The 12523-nt window shown below is 62.8% G+C and carries 13 protein-coding genes; 1 reads left to right on the top strand and 12 read right to left on the bottom strand.

All coding sequences use genetic code 11. The features are described 5' to 3' along the window. Positions 1–47 precede the first annotated feature (47 nt). The 3 genes from QXZ94_RS01820 to QXZ94_RS01810 all read right to left on the bottom strand — a co-directional run bounded on the left by QXZ94_RS01820 (position 48) and on the right by QXZ94_RS01810 (position 2074). Positions 48–1010 (bottom strand): TauD/TfdA family dioxygenase, encoded by a 963-nt coding sequence (locus QXZ94_RS01820; RefSeq protein WP_315718975.1) that lies wholly within the window; start codon positions 1008–1010, stop codon positions 48–50. Positions 1011–1094: 84 nt separating this feature from the next. Beyond that, on the bottom strand, positions 1095–1823 hold the full coding sequence (locus tag QXZ94_RS01815; protein ID WP_315718974.1) for a thioesterase II family protein: 729 nt from the start codon (positions 1821–1823) through the stop codon (positions 1095–1097). Positions 1824–1843: 20 nt separating this feature from the next. After that, positions 1844–2074, bottom strand: a complete 231-nt coding sequence (locus tag QXZ94_RS01810; protein ID WP_315718973.1) for an MbtH family protein — start codon at positions 2072–2074, stop codon at positions 1844–1846. On the opposite strand from QXZ94_RS01810, the gene QXZ94_RS01805 reads away from it, so the two are divergent. Continuing rightward, positions 2073–2279, top strand: coding sequence for a hypothetical protein (locus tag QXZ94_RS01805; protein ID WP_315718972.1), 207 nt, complete (start codon positions 2073–2075; stop codon positions 2277–2279). The two genes, QXZ94_RS01810 and QXZ94_RS01805, sit on opposite strands and share 2 nt — an antisense overlap. Before the next feature lie 89 nt (positions 2280–2368). Here QXZ94_RS01805 and QXZ94_RS01800 read toward each other — a convergent pair whose 3' ends face one another. The 9 genes from QXZ94_RS01800 to QXZ94_RS01760 form a co-directional block, all read right to left on the bottom strand. Further along, positions 2369–4711, bottom strand: coding sequence for a TonB-dependent receptor (locus tag QXZ94_RS01800; RefSeq protein ID WP_315718971.1), 2343 nt, complete (start codon positions 4709–4711; stop codon positions 2369–2371). Between the two features lie 585 nt (positions 4712–5296). Beyond that, on the bottom strand, positions 5297–5551 hold the full coding sequence (locus tag QXZ94_RS01795; RefSeq protein WP_315718970.1) for a hypothetical protein: 255 nt from the start codon (positions 5549–5551) through the stop codon (positions 5297–5299). Beyond that, positions 5548–6672 (bottom strand): PepSY-associated TM helix domain-containing protein, encoded by a 1125-nt coding sequence (locus QXZ94_RS01790; protein ID WP_315718969.1) that lies wholly within the window; start codon positions 6670–6672, stop codon positions 5548–5550. The genes QXZ94_RS01795 and QXZ94_RS01790 overlap by 4 nt, the downstream gene beginning before the upstream one ends. Positions 6673–7312: 640 nt before the next feature. Then, the gene (locus tag QXZ94_RS01785) at positions 7313–8008 is read right to left on the bottom strand and encodes an ABC transporter ATP-binding protein (RefSeq protein ID WP_315718968.1); all 696 of its coding nucleotides are present in this window, start codon (positions 8006–8008) and stop codon (positions 7313–7315) included. Beyond that, complete coding sequence (locus QXZ94_RS01780) at positions 8008–8757, bottom strand: ABC transporter ATP-binding protein (RefSeq protein ID WP_315718967.1); 750 nt, start codon at positions 8755–8757, stop codon at positions 8008–8010. Before QXZ94_RS01780 ends, QXZ94_RS01785 begins: the two co-directional genes overlap by 1 nt. Next, a complete protein-coding gene (locus tag QXZ94_RS01775) occupies positions 8754–10046 on the bottom strand; it encodes a branched-chain amino acid ABC transporter permease (protein ID WP_315718966.1) in 1293 nt (430 codons plus the stop codon). Before QXZ94_RS01775 ends, QXZ94_RS01780 begins: the two co-directional genes overlap by 4 nt. Beyond that, complete coding sequence (locus QXZ94_RS01770) at positions 10043–10990, bottom strand: branched-chain amino acid ABC transporter permease (RefSeq protein ID WP_315718965.1); 948 nt, start codon at positions 10988–10990, stop codon at positions 10043–10045. Before QXZ94_RS01770 ends, QXZ94_RS01775 begins: the two co-directional genes overlap by 4 nt. A gap of 106 nt (positions 10991–11096) precedes the next feature. Further along, complete coding sequence (locus tag QXZ94_RS01765) at positions 11097–12329, bottom strand: branched-chain amino acid ABC transporter substrate-binding protein (RefSeq protein WP_315718964.1); 1233 nt, start codon at positions 12327–12329, stop codon at positions 11097–11099. 11 nt (positions 12330–12340) lie between these two features. Beyond that, positions 12341–12523 (bottom strand): hypothetical protein, encoded by a 183-nt coding sequence (locus QXZ94_RS01760; RefSeq protein WP_315718963.1) that lies wholly within the window; start codon positions 12521–12523, stop codon positions 12341–12343.

Raw genomic sequence — 12523 nt, 5'->3', positions numbered from 1 at the left:
TCCGATGGCAGCGTGGCGTTCGCTCGAGAGAGTCGGCGGGCGCCGGCTCAATGCAGTCCATGGGCTTGCGCCATCGCGACGATCACCCGGCGGGGACCCTTGAACGGCTCCCGCGCGTGCGCCGTCAGCATGTTGTCGAGCATCACGACGTCGCCCGCCTGCCAGGGGAAGACGATCTTGTGGCGATCGAGCACGCCTCGCACCGTGGTCAGCGTCTCATCGTCGATCGGCGAGCCGTCGCCATAGAAGGCGTTGCGCGGCAGCTCCAGGGGGTCGCCGACGATGTCGAGCAGGCTTTCGCGCACATCCGGTGCGAGGCTGGAGACATGGAACAGGTGCGCCTGGTTGAACCATACGACATCGCCGGTGACGGGGTGCACGGCGGTGCCCTGGCAGACCTGGCGCGTGCGCAGCTCGTCGTCCTCCTTCCACTCGCAGACGATCGAATGAGCCGCACAATAGGCTTCGACCTCTGTCTTCGAGTCGGTGCCGAACACCTGCCGCCAGTCGACGTCGAGACCGGCGCCATAGTTGCGGACGTACATCACGCCCTTCTCGGCAAACCGATTGCGTATGGCCGCGGGCATGTCGCGGTGAATGAGCCTGCTGTCGGCGATCGGCGTTTCGCCGCCCTGCTGAGCGGGCTGCTGGCAATAGAACCAGATCTTCATCGGCCAATCGCGCGTATAAGCCTGCTCGTTGTGCAGCGGGATGCTCTGGTGCGGCGGGTATTCGGTCGACGTGTAGACGCCCGAGCTGACCTGCGATCGCGGGGTCGAGCCGAACTCGTAGGCGAGCAGCGGATGCCCGAAGCTGGCGGCAAAGCTCCTGAAAGCCTCGGCGCCATCGAGCTGAAAATCGCGAAACAGAATGCCGCCGCAGCCGTAGAGCTGACGCTCGATCATCTCACGCACCTCGCTGACTGCTTCCGACAGCGGCTGCCGCTCGCGCCCCGCCCGCAGAAGGAACGGCAGAGACTCTGAATCTATTTTAGGTTGCATCTTGAACATGATGTCTCCCTATTCTCTCGAGTTCGGCGTCGGATCGTCGACCCCCGCCGATTCCCGGCGGGTTTTGCACTCAGTGCGCAGGGATCACGGCCCCGCGCAGGTGACGGCAAGCTGCGGCTCCATCTGGCGAGCCAGCAATATCGTGACGCGGCTCAAGAGCGCCGCCTGCTGCGAGTGGATGAAGAAATGGTCTCCCGGCAACATGTCGAGCCCAAACGCGGCCGAGGTCTCGTGACGCCACGCCTTCAACGCCTCGAGATCCGTTTCATCCAGCTCCCCGCCAAAGGCATGAATCGGACAGGGCAACGCCTGACGACGCCGGTCGACATAGTTGCCGCACATCAGGAAATCGGCGCGCAGAATCGGCAAGGCGCTGCGCATGATCTCCATGTCTTCGAGCGCCTCCGTCGGCGTGCCCTTCAGCCTCAGAAGCTCGTCTCGCAGGGCATCGTCATTCAACGGCTCCCGCCACCGATGGCCATCCCGCATCGTCGGCGCCTCCGTTCCGGACACGAACAACATTTGAGGCGCGGGTGCGCCGAGCGCGAGCAGCCTGTGCGCCATCTCGAAGGCAATCAGGCCGCCGAGACTGTGGCCGAACAGGGCATAGGGCCCATCGAACGGCTTTTCGTTCAGCTCAGCCGCGAGTTGATCGGCCAGCGCAGACGGGTCCGTGTGCAAGCGCTCGTCCATCCGCACACCGCGCCCGGGCAGTTCCAAAGGGACCACATCGATCCATGAGGGAAGACGTCGCTTCCAGCGCGCGTAGATCATGGCGCTGCCTCCCGCGTAGGGCAAACAGATGAGCCGCATCGTGGCCGATCTCCACTGCGTCAAGTGTCGGACACCGCGTGCGAGCTCTCTTCCATGAAATTGCGAAGCGAAAGCGGCCGCATGTCGGTCCACACCTGCTCGATATGGTCCAGGCACTCCTTCTTGCTTCCGGTCACGCCGACGGCTGTCCACCCGTTCGGGACCTCCTTGAACGTCGGCCAGATCGAATATTGCTCTTCGTGATTGATGACGACCGTGAAGGTGACGTCGTCTCTGTCGAAGACCATCATGTCCGGCTACTCCCAACTAACAAGCTACGTTTCTGAACTACGAGTAATGCAGTTGCGAATGACAGTCAAAGTGATACCGCTGATCGAAGTTTTTAATCTCTCCAAGGTGACCTACGGCAAACGTTTCAACATCAGGGTGCATTCGATGAAATGCGACTATTCTCCGATCGCCCGTCCCAAGTATGCATCGATATGCGAAGCCTGACGCGCGAAGACTGATGCAGACGATGGGAGACGGAAGGCCGCCGCACAACTTCTATGCGACGGCCCTTTCGTCGGGAGTCGTCCCGCCGCTCAGAAATTGAACGTCGTTGAGACCAGATAGGTGCGCGGCGCGCCCAGAGTGATCACGCTGCTATAGGCGGACGCCCAATAGGCCTTGTTGAATACGTTCTCGACGCTGGCCCGCACCACAATGGGCTTTCCGTTCCAGGGCGACGTGAAGGTATAGCGGGCCCCCAGATCAAAACGCGTCCAGTCTGGCAGCACGAGCTTGTTGTACGTATCGACATATTGCTCGCCGGTGTAAACGACGCGGCCCGTCAAGGTAAGATCCCGCACGAACGGTGTATCCCATTCGGCGCCCAGGTTGACCGTGAGTTCAGGCACGCCGACTGCACGCTTGCCGTCAGTGAGGCCCCCCGATGTCTTCTCCTGCACACCATGGATATAGGCGAGACCTCCGAGTAGCCGAAACGCTGGCGTCACCTCGCCGAAGACGTTGAATTCAGCGCCGGTGTTGCGCTGAACGCCATTCATCACCTGCGTCAGTGAACCAGACGTTCCCGTCGTAATCACGCTGGGTTTGGAAATGTCGAAGGCGCTCAGTGTGGTTGTGATGCGACCAAAATCGATCTTGACGCCGGTCTCGACCTGCTTGGTCTGACCGGGCGCGAACACCGTGCCGGAGTTCGTGTAACCGGTTGGGACGACGACCGGCGTCTGCAGGCCCTCGATGTAGTTGGCATAGAGCGAGACGTGCTCGACCGGCTTTACCACCAGGGCATAGGCGGGTGTCCAGACGGAGGTGTCCGAGAACGGACGACTTCCGCTCGAAGATATCAGGTTGGTTACCTCGGTGCCCGCGGTCTGCCTGCGGACGCCGACCGTGAGCTGGACACGTTTGTTGAGGATCGACATCGTATCTGATACACCGACGCTCCAGAGATTGGCGCCAATGATCTGGTCGGCGAACAGCCGGGGGAAGTCCGGCAGACCGACGTTGGTCGGCTCGGTGTACAGATTCCATTGCAGCGGGGCAGCGCCCGCTTTCACGGTCGTGAGATGCTGACCATAGGTCCGATCGGTGATCGAGTAACCGACGTTGACGGCATGGTTGACCGGACCCGTGTCCATCGTGGCGCGGATCCCCGCGTCGCCGGCCAGCGTTTCGAACCTCTCGCTGGCTGTTCCGGGAAGCGGCACTGCGATGTTGCCCGCGTTGTCAATGAGATTGGGCGACGGATAGCGATAGTTGATGTTGCTGTCGTGGTAGCCGAACGACGCGTAGGCGGTGAGCTTGTCGTTCAGATCGACCTCGCCCTTGACCGTCGAATAGAAGTCCGTCGGCACGTAATAGGCCCAGGGGACCTGAAAGTTGGTGCCCGCAGCCGGGGGCGCCGGAATGCTCGTTATCTTGGTCGTGCTTGACGTGTCCAGACCGAAGAATCGCAGGGGCGGCCGCAGGTTGTCGGCCTGATAGCCGACATCGGCATCGATTCGGACGTTCTCGCCGTGATAGTCAACTGCCAGATTGGCGTTGCCCAGTTCATCGGTCTGCCGGTTCCAAGGCGTGTCCCCCTTCGAGTAGCCGCCGTTGAAGCGTACACCCCATTCCTTACGCTCGCCGAAGCGGCGGCCGACGTCAATCTGCTCACCGAACTGCGACCTGGATACGTAGGTCGTGGTCAATTGGGTGATGTCCGTATCCAGTGCGTGCTTTGTGACGAGGTTTACACTGCCGCCCACGGCGCCAGCGCTCGATGCACCGGTGCCGCCCACTGTCATGCCATTGAGCAGAGCAGCCGGTCCTTTCAGCAGCTCCACGCGTTCGATGAAGTTTGCCCCCGTCGAGTAATAGGGCGCGATGCCCGCGAGGCCGTTCAGAGAGTAGTCGCCGCTGTCGTACTGGAAGCCCCGGATGAAAAGACTGTCGGCACCGCCGCCGGCGGCCTGGACCGTGCGCACCGAGGGATCATTGATCAGCACGTCGCGGATGGTGCGGGCCTGCTGGTTCTGGATCAGTTGCGACGTGAAACTGGTCTGGTTGAAGGGCGTGTCCATCACGCCGCGATTGCCGAGCAGCCCGAGCCCCCCGCCGCTCGCAACCTGGCCGCCGGCATAGGGTGACGGCGGCGCGCCGATCGTGCCTGTCGACGGCGTCACATAGGGAACGGGAGCCCTGGGGGGGAGATTTCGCGTTGCCACCCTGCGCTGCGCGTTCCGCGTCGATGTCGCCTGGGTTCTTTGAACGGTCTGCCGCGCCTTCGGCTTGGGCGCATCGACCGTCACGTCGGGAAGCTTGGTCTGCGCGAACGCCTGTTGGACGCCCCAGACATTCAGCGTGAGCGCCAACGAGCTCACAAGACCCAATGAAATCGTAAACCCGACGTCTCTATCCTTCACGCGACAAATCATTCTGACACCCCGATCATTCCAAGTTCCAACTTGGTCCGTCGGCGCTCCTAACACACAGGTATTCGAGGATGGCGTCGCTGCACGTAGAACTCGTCTAACGAGCGGCAGCTTCGTCAACAATCACGATTCAAGGGCTTGTCGTTGCAGCAGGATTTTTTGCGCGCCGCTTTTTCGAAGGCTTCCAAAGAAGCGCGCGACTCTCGCACTTCACTGTGAGCTACGCACTCGCCCTGGAGAAAAACGGCACGCCTCAAGCGTCACGAGTGAGACGAGGACGTCGGTCCCACGTCGGCGCCGGCGATGCGGGCGCGCCTTTACTAATCAGTGCATCTCTTTGATTCAATAAATCTGCGAAATCGCCGCAACTCTGCCGCATCTGATTCAGATGCGCAACCGCCGGCGCGCCTCTTTGTGTCCGATTGTTTCAAGAGCCGGGATCAGCTCTGCGTCGCTCGTGCGTCGGTAGACTGCGGGCTGAATGCAGCGGCCGCGCGACAGCGAGCGTCTCGAGCGAGGTCAGGCTGACGCCATCTGGGCCTCGTCGGCATCACGGTGTCGGAATGGGACCAGTCGGCAGGGCGTTTTCTACGCGTCGACCTGCACGTCCTGAGAGCCTGGTTGAGAGCCGAAATTCCATCCTGCGCTGTAGATCAGCGACAGCAGGATCGGAACCGATAGTCCGAGCCAGCACAGGCCGTCCCACAAGCCGTCGCCGAACAAGCCGAAGATCAGGCCGGCTGCGGCGACGATGCCGACCAGCAACGGCGCGCGAAACACCTGCCATGTCGACAGCTGCGCCACGCGGGCCGACGGCGCTGAGGTCGATGCGGACGAGCTCATGGCGACACCGTCACCGGCGCGGCAACGACGCTCGCGAGCCGGCGCTTGCTGCCCCATCGCTTGGCAGCCCAGAGATAGAGACCGCTGCACAGCACGATGATGGTGATCACGTCGAGCAGCGCCCAGATGATCTTCAGCGGCAGTCCGCCATAGTCGCCAAAATGCAGCGGCCGCGACACCTGAAGCGCGCGCAGATACCAAGCCAGCTGCGGCGCCACCATCTTGGTGCTGTCCCGCGCGTCGACCATCACGGGCGTGAACATGCGCGCCGTGAATGGCGTCCTGCCCTTTGTCCAGACGATCACATGCTGCGGGCTGCCGAACCGTGCGGTCGTCGGCATGGTCACGGACGCCACCAGCCGGTCAGGGAACGCCGTGCGGACCGCGTCGACCGCGGCCTCGACGGATGCGGCCTCGGCAAGCGGTTTGCCCTGATAGGGAGCGAGCAGCGCCGGCATGGTCTGAGCCCGCCAGAGATCGAACAACGGCACCGCGAGCGTGTTGATGGTGCCGGTCACGCCGACTGCAAGCGTCCAGCTCACCGTGACGATCCCGAGCAGATTGTGCATGTCGAGCCATTTGAGGCGTGTCGAGCGATCCCGTACCGTTCCAAATTGCAGACGCCGCATGAACGGCCAATAGACCACGACGCCCGAGACGATGGACGCCGCGAACACCAATCCCATCAGACCGAGAAAGAGCTCACCGGGCAGGCCCGTGAACATGTCCCTGTGGATGCGCAGGATGATGTCCATGACGTCCTGCCGCGGCGGCTCCTCGCCGAGGACGACACCAGTGCGGGTATCGACGGTCAGCCGATGAAACTGGCCCGGCACCGGGATGGCAGTCGGCGACATCGCGACGACGACGAGCGGCTCGGTTTCCTTCACGGCCACGAACATGACGTACTGCTCGGGCAATTGCTGCCTGGCAGAGGCGATCAGGCGATCGAGCGGCAGAACGGGAGTTCCTGGCGGCATCGCGGGCGCGGAAATCTCGTCCTCGAGATAGTGGCTGATCTCGTCATGGAAGATCAGCGGAAGTCCCGTCAGACACAGCATCAGCAGAAAGATCATGCTGATCAGCGACGTCCACGTGTGAACCTGAACCCACAGCCGCATTGCGCTCGAACCTACCTTGCTTCACCACCCACCGCGCCCGGCACCCAGCAGCGCCAGACATTTGCATCGAATCTCGGCATCGCAGTCACCTGTATCCGGGACGCTGGGCGGGATGGATCGACCACGATCGAAATCCGACAATCCGGAAACCAGCAGACGAGCGAAAGCGCGCGCACGACCAGCGCTCGACGCTCATCCCACTCTGCGCACCAATGACGAGTCCGGCAGCTGTCAAAACGACAAGGACTTCGTCGCTCAAGACAAATCGAGAGCCGGTATCATGCTGATCATGCCGTGATGCATCAATCGAATTCGACGGCGACGCCGCTGGAATCGCTTTAAGGTAGCGCATGAAATGTGGCTTGCCCGACCGCTTCCCCTCCCGCACGTCGGGCATCGCGTGGTCGAAGTCGGGCGGAATTCCGGACGCGGCATCGCGCACTGCGACGCGCGATCGGCAACAATCCGCCTATTCTGCTGCATGACGCGCTGGCGCAACCAGCCCGCCACCGTGATCAGAAGCGCAAAACTCTCGTCATGGGTGGTCCAAATTTCGGTCTCACTGCGAGACCTACTCGGACTCAAAATGCTGCTGGATGAAACTTCGGTGGCGGGTGACCGTCCCCAAATTCCGCGACGGTCAGACTTCGAGCCATTCCTGGCGCACCGCGGTGTTGGCCTTGAGCTGGTCCGGTGTTCCCTCGAACACGACGCGGCCGTGACCCATGACGTAGACGCGCTTGGAGATGCGCATCGCAATCGAGAGCTTCTGCTCGACGAGCAGAATCGCGACGCCGGCCTCCGCGATCCGCGCGATCAGGTCGCCGACCTGCTGCACGATCAGCGGCGCCAGACCTTCGGTCGGCTCGTCGATCATGATCAGATCAGGGTCGCCCATCAGCGTCCGGCAGGTGGTCAGCATCTGCTTCTCACCGCCCGATAGCACGCCGGCCGGCGTATCGGCGCGCGCGGCGAGATTGGGAAACATGTCCAGCATGTCCTGCAGGCGCCACTTGCCCGGCCGCCTGATATCCTTGATGCCGAGCACGAGATTCTGACGCACGGTCAGGCTCGGAAAGATGTCGCGATGCTCGGGCACGTAGCCGAGCCCGAGCCGCGCAATCTTGTAGCTCGGCAGGCCGGCAATGTCCCTGCCCTTGAAGCGGATCGTCCCCTGCGGACTGACCTCGCCCATGATCGCCTTGACGGTGGTCGAGCGTCCGACGCCGTTGCGGCCGAGCAGGCTGACGACTTCGCCCGCGGCGACGTCGAGATCGACGCCCTGGAGGATGTGGCTCTTGCCGTAATAGGCGTGGAGGTTCCTGACTTCGAGCATCAGTGGGTCTCCTCGCCGAGATAGGCTTCCCTCACCTTCGGGTCGCGCCGGATCTCCTCGGGCGTTCCCGACGCGATGATGTGGCCATAGACCAGCACCGAGATGCGATCGGCAAGGCCGAACACGACGCTCATGTCGTGCTCCACGATCACCAAGGTCCGCCCCTCGGTGAGCCGCCGGATCAAGGCCACGGCGCGCTCGGTTTCCGCGTTGCTCATTCCGGCGGTCGGCTCGTCGAGCATGACGACGGTCGCGCCGCTCGCGATGGTCACGCCGATCTCGAGCTCGCGCTGCTCGGCATAGGTCAACAGCCCCGCGGGAACGTCACGCCGGTGGGTGAGATGGATGTCGTCGAGGATCTCCGCGGTCCGCTGACACACCTCCGGCAGGCTGTCGACGTTCTTCCAGAAGGCGTAGCGATGCCCGGTCGCCCACAGCACGGCACACCGAACGTTCTCCCACACCGTCATGCGGGAGAATACGTTGGTCACCTGGAACGAGCGTGACAGGCCGCGGCGGTTGATCTCGAACGGCTGCAGGCCGGAGATGACCGCGCCGTTCAATCGCACCTCGCCCGAGCTCGGCCGGATGTGGCCGCTGATCAGGTTGAACGTCGTGGACTTGCCGGCACCGTTCGGACCGATGATGGCGTGTCGCTCGCCCTTGGCAACGCTGAGATTGAGGTCACGGATCACGCTGACATTGCCGAAGCGCTTTTCGACGCCGCGGACTTCGATGGCTGCTGTCATGCCAGATACCCCCGGTCTCGCGCCACGGTGGCGGCCCTGTCCCAGGCTTCGGCGATCCGTCGCCAAGTCAAGCGTGCGACGAGGAATCCACCCACTACCTCGACCGCGGCGACAGCCCACGTCACCGGAGATTGCGGATTGAACGCCACGCCGAACAGGTTGATCGCGTCGCCGCCGGAATAGCGCGCGACCGTCTCAATGGTCAGGATGACGCCGCAGGCGAGCGCCGCGGTCGGCACGACCGCCAGGAGATAGGACGGGATCACCATTCCGAGTGTCCCGGCGCGGATCAGCGGCCGGTGCATCATCAACAGGCCGGCGATGCCGCCGGGCGAGAACATGACGATCCCGATGAAGATGATACCGAAATACAGTTGCCAGACGCTGGTGAGGCTCGTCAGCCCGAGCTGGAGATAGGTCACCAGGATGGCGCCGAGGATCGGGCCGAAGAAATAGGCCGTCCCGCCGATGAAGGTCGAAAACAGCACGAGCCCCGACTGGATCGCGCCGAGATAGGCGGAATTGGCGATCTCGAAGCTGATCGCCGCGAGACCCCCCGCGACGCCGGCGAAGAAGCCAGCAAAGCAGTAAGCGAGATAGCGGACGACATGAGGATCGTAGCCGATGAACTGGACGCGCTCGGGATTGTCGCGAACGGCGTTGCTGATCCGGCCCAAGGGCGTCCGGGTCAGCGCGTACATCGCGATCGCCGACAGCACCAGCCAGAACGCGATCAGGTAATAGACCTGCAGCTGCGGCCCGAAGGTCCAGCCGAACATGCGCGGCAAGGCCGTGCGGTCGGTGGTGATGCCGGCTTCGCCGCCGAACACCGAGCGCAGGATCAGCGACGACGATGCGACGAGCTCGCCGATCCCAAGCGAGATCATCGCGAACACCGTGCCGGCCCGCTTGGTCATCACCCAGCCGAGGAGAATGGCGAAGGCGAGCCCGCCCAGCCCGCCGAACAGCGGAATGAACGGCAGCGGAACCGGCCAGCCATGCGCGACCACCGCGTTCATCATGTGGCAGGCGGCAAAGCCGCCGAGGCCGTAGTGAACCGCATGGCCGAACGACAGCAGCCCGGTCTGGCCGAGCAGGATGTTGTAGGAGAGCGCGAAGACGATCGCGATCCCGATCAGGCTGAACGAGGTCAGCGATCCGCCGGAGCTGAACAGCTGCGGAAGAATGATCAGCACGGCAATGCCGATCAGCCAGATGGCGTAGAAGCGGAGGTGGGAGCCGGCCGGCTTCGCCGACATGGGCGAGGCCGAGGTGACTGCTGCGGTCATGATTCACGCGTCCCCATCAGGCCCACGGGGCGCACGATCAGCACCAGCACCAGCAGCAGGTAGGGCACGATCGGTGCGACCTGTGCGATCGTGACGTTCCAGATGTCGGTGAGCACCGATGGTCCGGCGGAGGGATCGAGCGGACCGAAAGCGCTTGCCAGCGAGCCGTTCAAGGCGACGGCGAAGGTCTGCACCAGGCCGATCACCAGCGAGGCAATGAAGGCGCCCGGCAGCGAGCCGAGGCCGCCGAACACGATGACCACGAACAGGATCGGCCCGAGCGCCGCGGCCATGTCGGACTGCGTCACCAAGGCAGGTCCGGCGATCACGCCGGCGAGGCCGGCCAGCGCGCTGCCGACCCCGAGCACCACCATGAACACGCGTCCGACATTGTGGCCGAGATGGCCCACCATGTGAGGATGTGTCAGCGCCGCCTGTACGATCAGGCCGACGCGGGTGCGCTTGAGCACGACCAGCAGCACCACGAAGATCGTGACCGACACCGCCAGCATGAACAGCTTGTAGGCCGGATAGTTGGTCGAGAAGATCGTGAACGCGGGAAAATCCAGCAGCGCCGGGACGCGATAGTCCAGCGGCGTCTTGCCCCAAATCATCGAGACGATTTCCTCGATCGCGAATGCGAGGCCGAAGGTCAGCAGCAGCTCGGCGACATGACCATGCTTGTGCGTATTGCGCAGCCCGTAACGTTCGACGGCCATGCCGATCGCTCCCACCAGGAGCGGCGCCAGCAGCAGCGCCGGCCAGAAGCCCAGCCATTTGGTGAGCTGGAAGCCGAAAAAGGCGCCCAGCATGTAGAAGCTGGCATGGGCGAAATTGAGCACCCCCATCATGCTGAAGATGACGGTCAATCCGCTCGACAGCAGGAACAGCAGCATGCCGAACAGCACGCCGTTGAGGGTGGAGATGACGATGAGTTCAAGCACGGCGCACTCGCGAATGTCGGGCTTCGATGCCCTGGCCGCTCAGTCCGGGTCAGATCGGCGCGAGGCCTCCCGCACGGTGGGGCCGTGCGGGAGGCCGGTGCGGTGATTACGGCCGCGTCATCTTGCAGGTTGTCGACACCATGGCCTGGGGCGTATCGACCTTGGAGACCAGATGCCATCCCCAGCCGGTGTTCTCCTCGTCGAACGGCTCGTTCGCCGCAAGCTTGCCGAAGGAGGAGATGTAGATCGGCTGGAAGAACTGGTGATCATCCTTGCGCATGAGGCCGGTGCCGCCGTCCAGGACCTCGAACTTGAGATCCTCGAGCGCCGCGGCGACCTTCACCGGGTCGACGGAGTTGGCCTTCTCGGCCGCCGCCTTGAACATGCGCATCTCGTTGACCGCGCGCGGATACCACAGCGACATGTTGACCTTGGCGCGGAACGCCTTCTCGTAGTCCATCGCCGATTGGTTGCCGGAGTTGGCGAATCCTTCGGTCAGCTGGAAGACCTGATGATCCAGGCCGGTCTGCTTGATCGCGGTCGGACCGCCGGCGCCGCCCGCGTAATACGTGTACCAATTGACCTTCAGGCCGGCGTCAGCCGCGGCCTTGAGCAGCAGCGCGATGTCCTGGCCCCAATTGCCGGTGATGACGCTGTCGGCGCCGGAGGCCTTGATCTTGGCGATATAGGGCGAGAAGTCCGTGATCTTCAGCAGCGGATGCAGCTCGTCGCCGACGATCTGCACATCGGCGCGCTTCGCCGCCAGCATCTTGCGCGCGTCGCTGCGGACGGACTGGCCGAACGAATAGTCCTGGTTGATCAGGTACACCTTCTTGATGGACGGGATGTCCTTGATGTAGTTGGTCAGCGCCTCCATCTTGATGTCCGAGCTGGCATCCCAGCGGAAATGCCAATAGCTGCACTTCTCGTTGGTCATGCTCGGATCGACGGCGGCATAGTTGAAATAAAGCACTTCCTTGCCCGGATTGCGGGTGTTGTGCTTGTTGACGAAGTCCTCCAGGGCGAGCCCGACGGATGAACCGTTGCCTTGCGTGATGTAGCGAACGCCGGCATCGATCGCCTTCTGGGCCTGGACCAGGCTCTCCTGCGGATTGGTCTTGTTGTCGTACGGCACGATCTCGACCTTGCGGCCGAGAATGCCGCCCTTGGCGTTGAGCTCGTCGGCCAGATATTGGAAAGTCTTCAGGCCCCCCTCGCCCACGCTGGCACCACCGCCGGACAGCGGATCGATATAGCCGATCTTGATGGCGTCCTCGGCCTGCGCGGCATGACCGAGCATCGGAACGATCAGGGCAATGGCCAAAGTTAACTTGCGCATATTTTGTTTCCTCACTGGCTGTCGACTTCAGTCGATCGATCGATGCGCATGATCGCGCAATTGAAAAGGCACTGAGCAGAATAACGGGCGGAATACAAGCTCAAGGATGTCACGAAGGCATGTTGCAGTTCCGGCATGCGAGGCAGAAGCTCGCGCTGCTCGAACGTTTCATTACGCGGAATGTCGGCGTCCAC

Source organism: Bradyrhizobium sp. SZCCHNS2022, from assembly GCF_032377575.1.
GTDB lineage: Bacteria > Pseudomonadota > Alphaproteobacteria > Rhizobiales > Xanthobacteraceae > Bradyrhizobium > Bradyrhizobium aeschynomenes.
Note: the sequence above shows the minus strand (reverse complement) of the source record. Positions and strands in the feature narration are given on the sequence as shown.

Coding starts and splice junctions, on each gene's coding strand:
- QXZ94_RS01820 (WP_315718975.1), bottom strand. CDS start 1,010: ATGTTCAAGATGCAACCTAAAATAGATTCAGAGTCTCTGCCGTTCCTT.
- QXZ94_RS01815 (WP_315718974.1), bottom strand. CDS start 1,823: ATGCGGCTCATCTGTTTGCCCTACGCGGGAGGCAGCGCCATGATCTAC.
- QXZ94_RS01805 (WP_315718972.1), top strand. CDS start 2,073: ATGTCCGGCTACTCCCAACTAACAAGCTACGTTTCTGAACTACGAGTA.
- QXZ94_RS01810 (WP_315718973.1), bottom strand. CDS start 2,074: ATGATGGTCTTCGACAGAGACGACGTCACCTTCACGGTCGTCATCAAT.
- QXZ94_RS01800 (WP_315718971.1), bottom strand. CDS start 4,711: ATGATTTGTCGCGTGAAGGATAGAGACGTCGGGTTTACGATTTCATTG.
- QXZ94_RS01795 (WP_315718970.1), bottom strand. CDS start 5,551: ATGAGCTCGTCCGCATCGACCTCAGCGCCGTCGGCCCGCGTGGCGCAG.
- QXZ94_RS01790 (WP_315718969.1), bottom strand. CDS start 6,672: ATGCGGCTGTGGGTTCAGGTTCACACGTGGACGTCGCTGATCAGCATG.
- QXZ94_RS01785 (WP_315718968.1), bottom strand. CDS start 8,008: ATGCTCGAAGTCAGGAACCTCCACGCCTATTACGGCAAGAGCCACATC.
- QXZ94_RS01780 (WP_315718967.1), bottom strand. CDS start 8,757: ATGACAGCAGCCATCGAAGTCCGCGGCGTCGAAAAGCGCTTCGGCAAT.
- QXZ94_RS01775 (WP_315718966.1), bottom strand. CDS start 10,046: ATGACCGCAGCAGTCACCTCGGCCTCGCCCATGTCGGCGAAGCCGGCC.
- QXZ94_RS01765 (WP_315718964.1), bottom strand. CDS start 12,329: ATGCGCAAGTTAACTTTGGCCATTGCCCTGATCGTTCCGATGCTCGGT.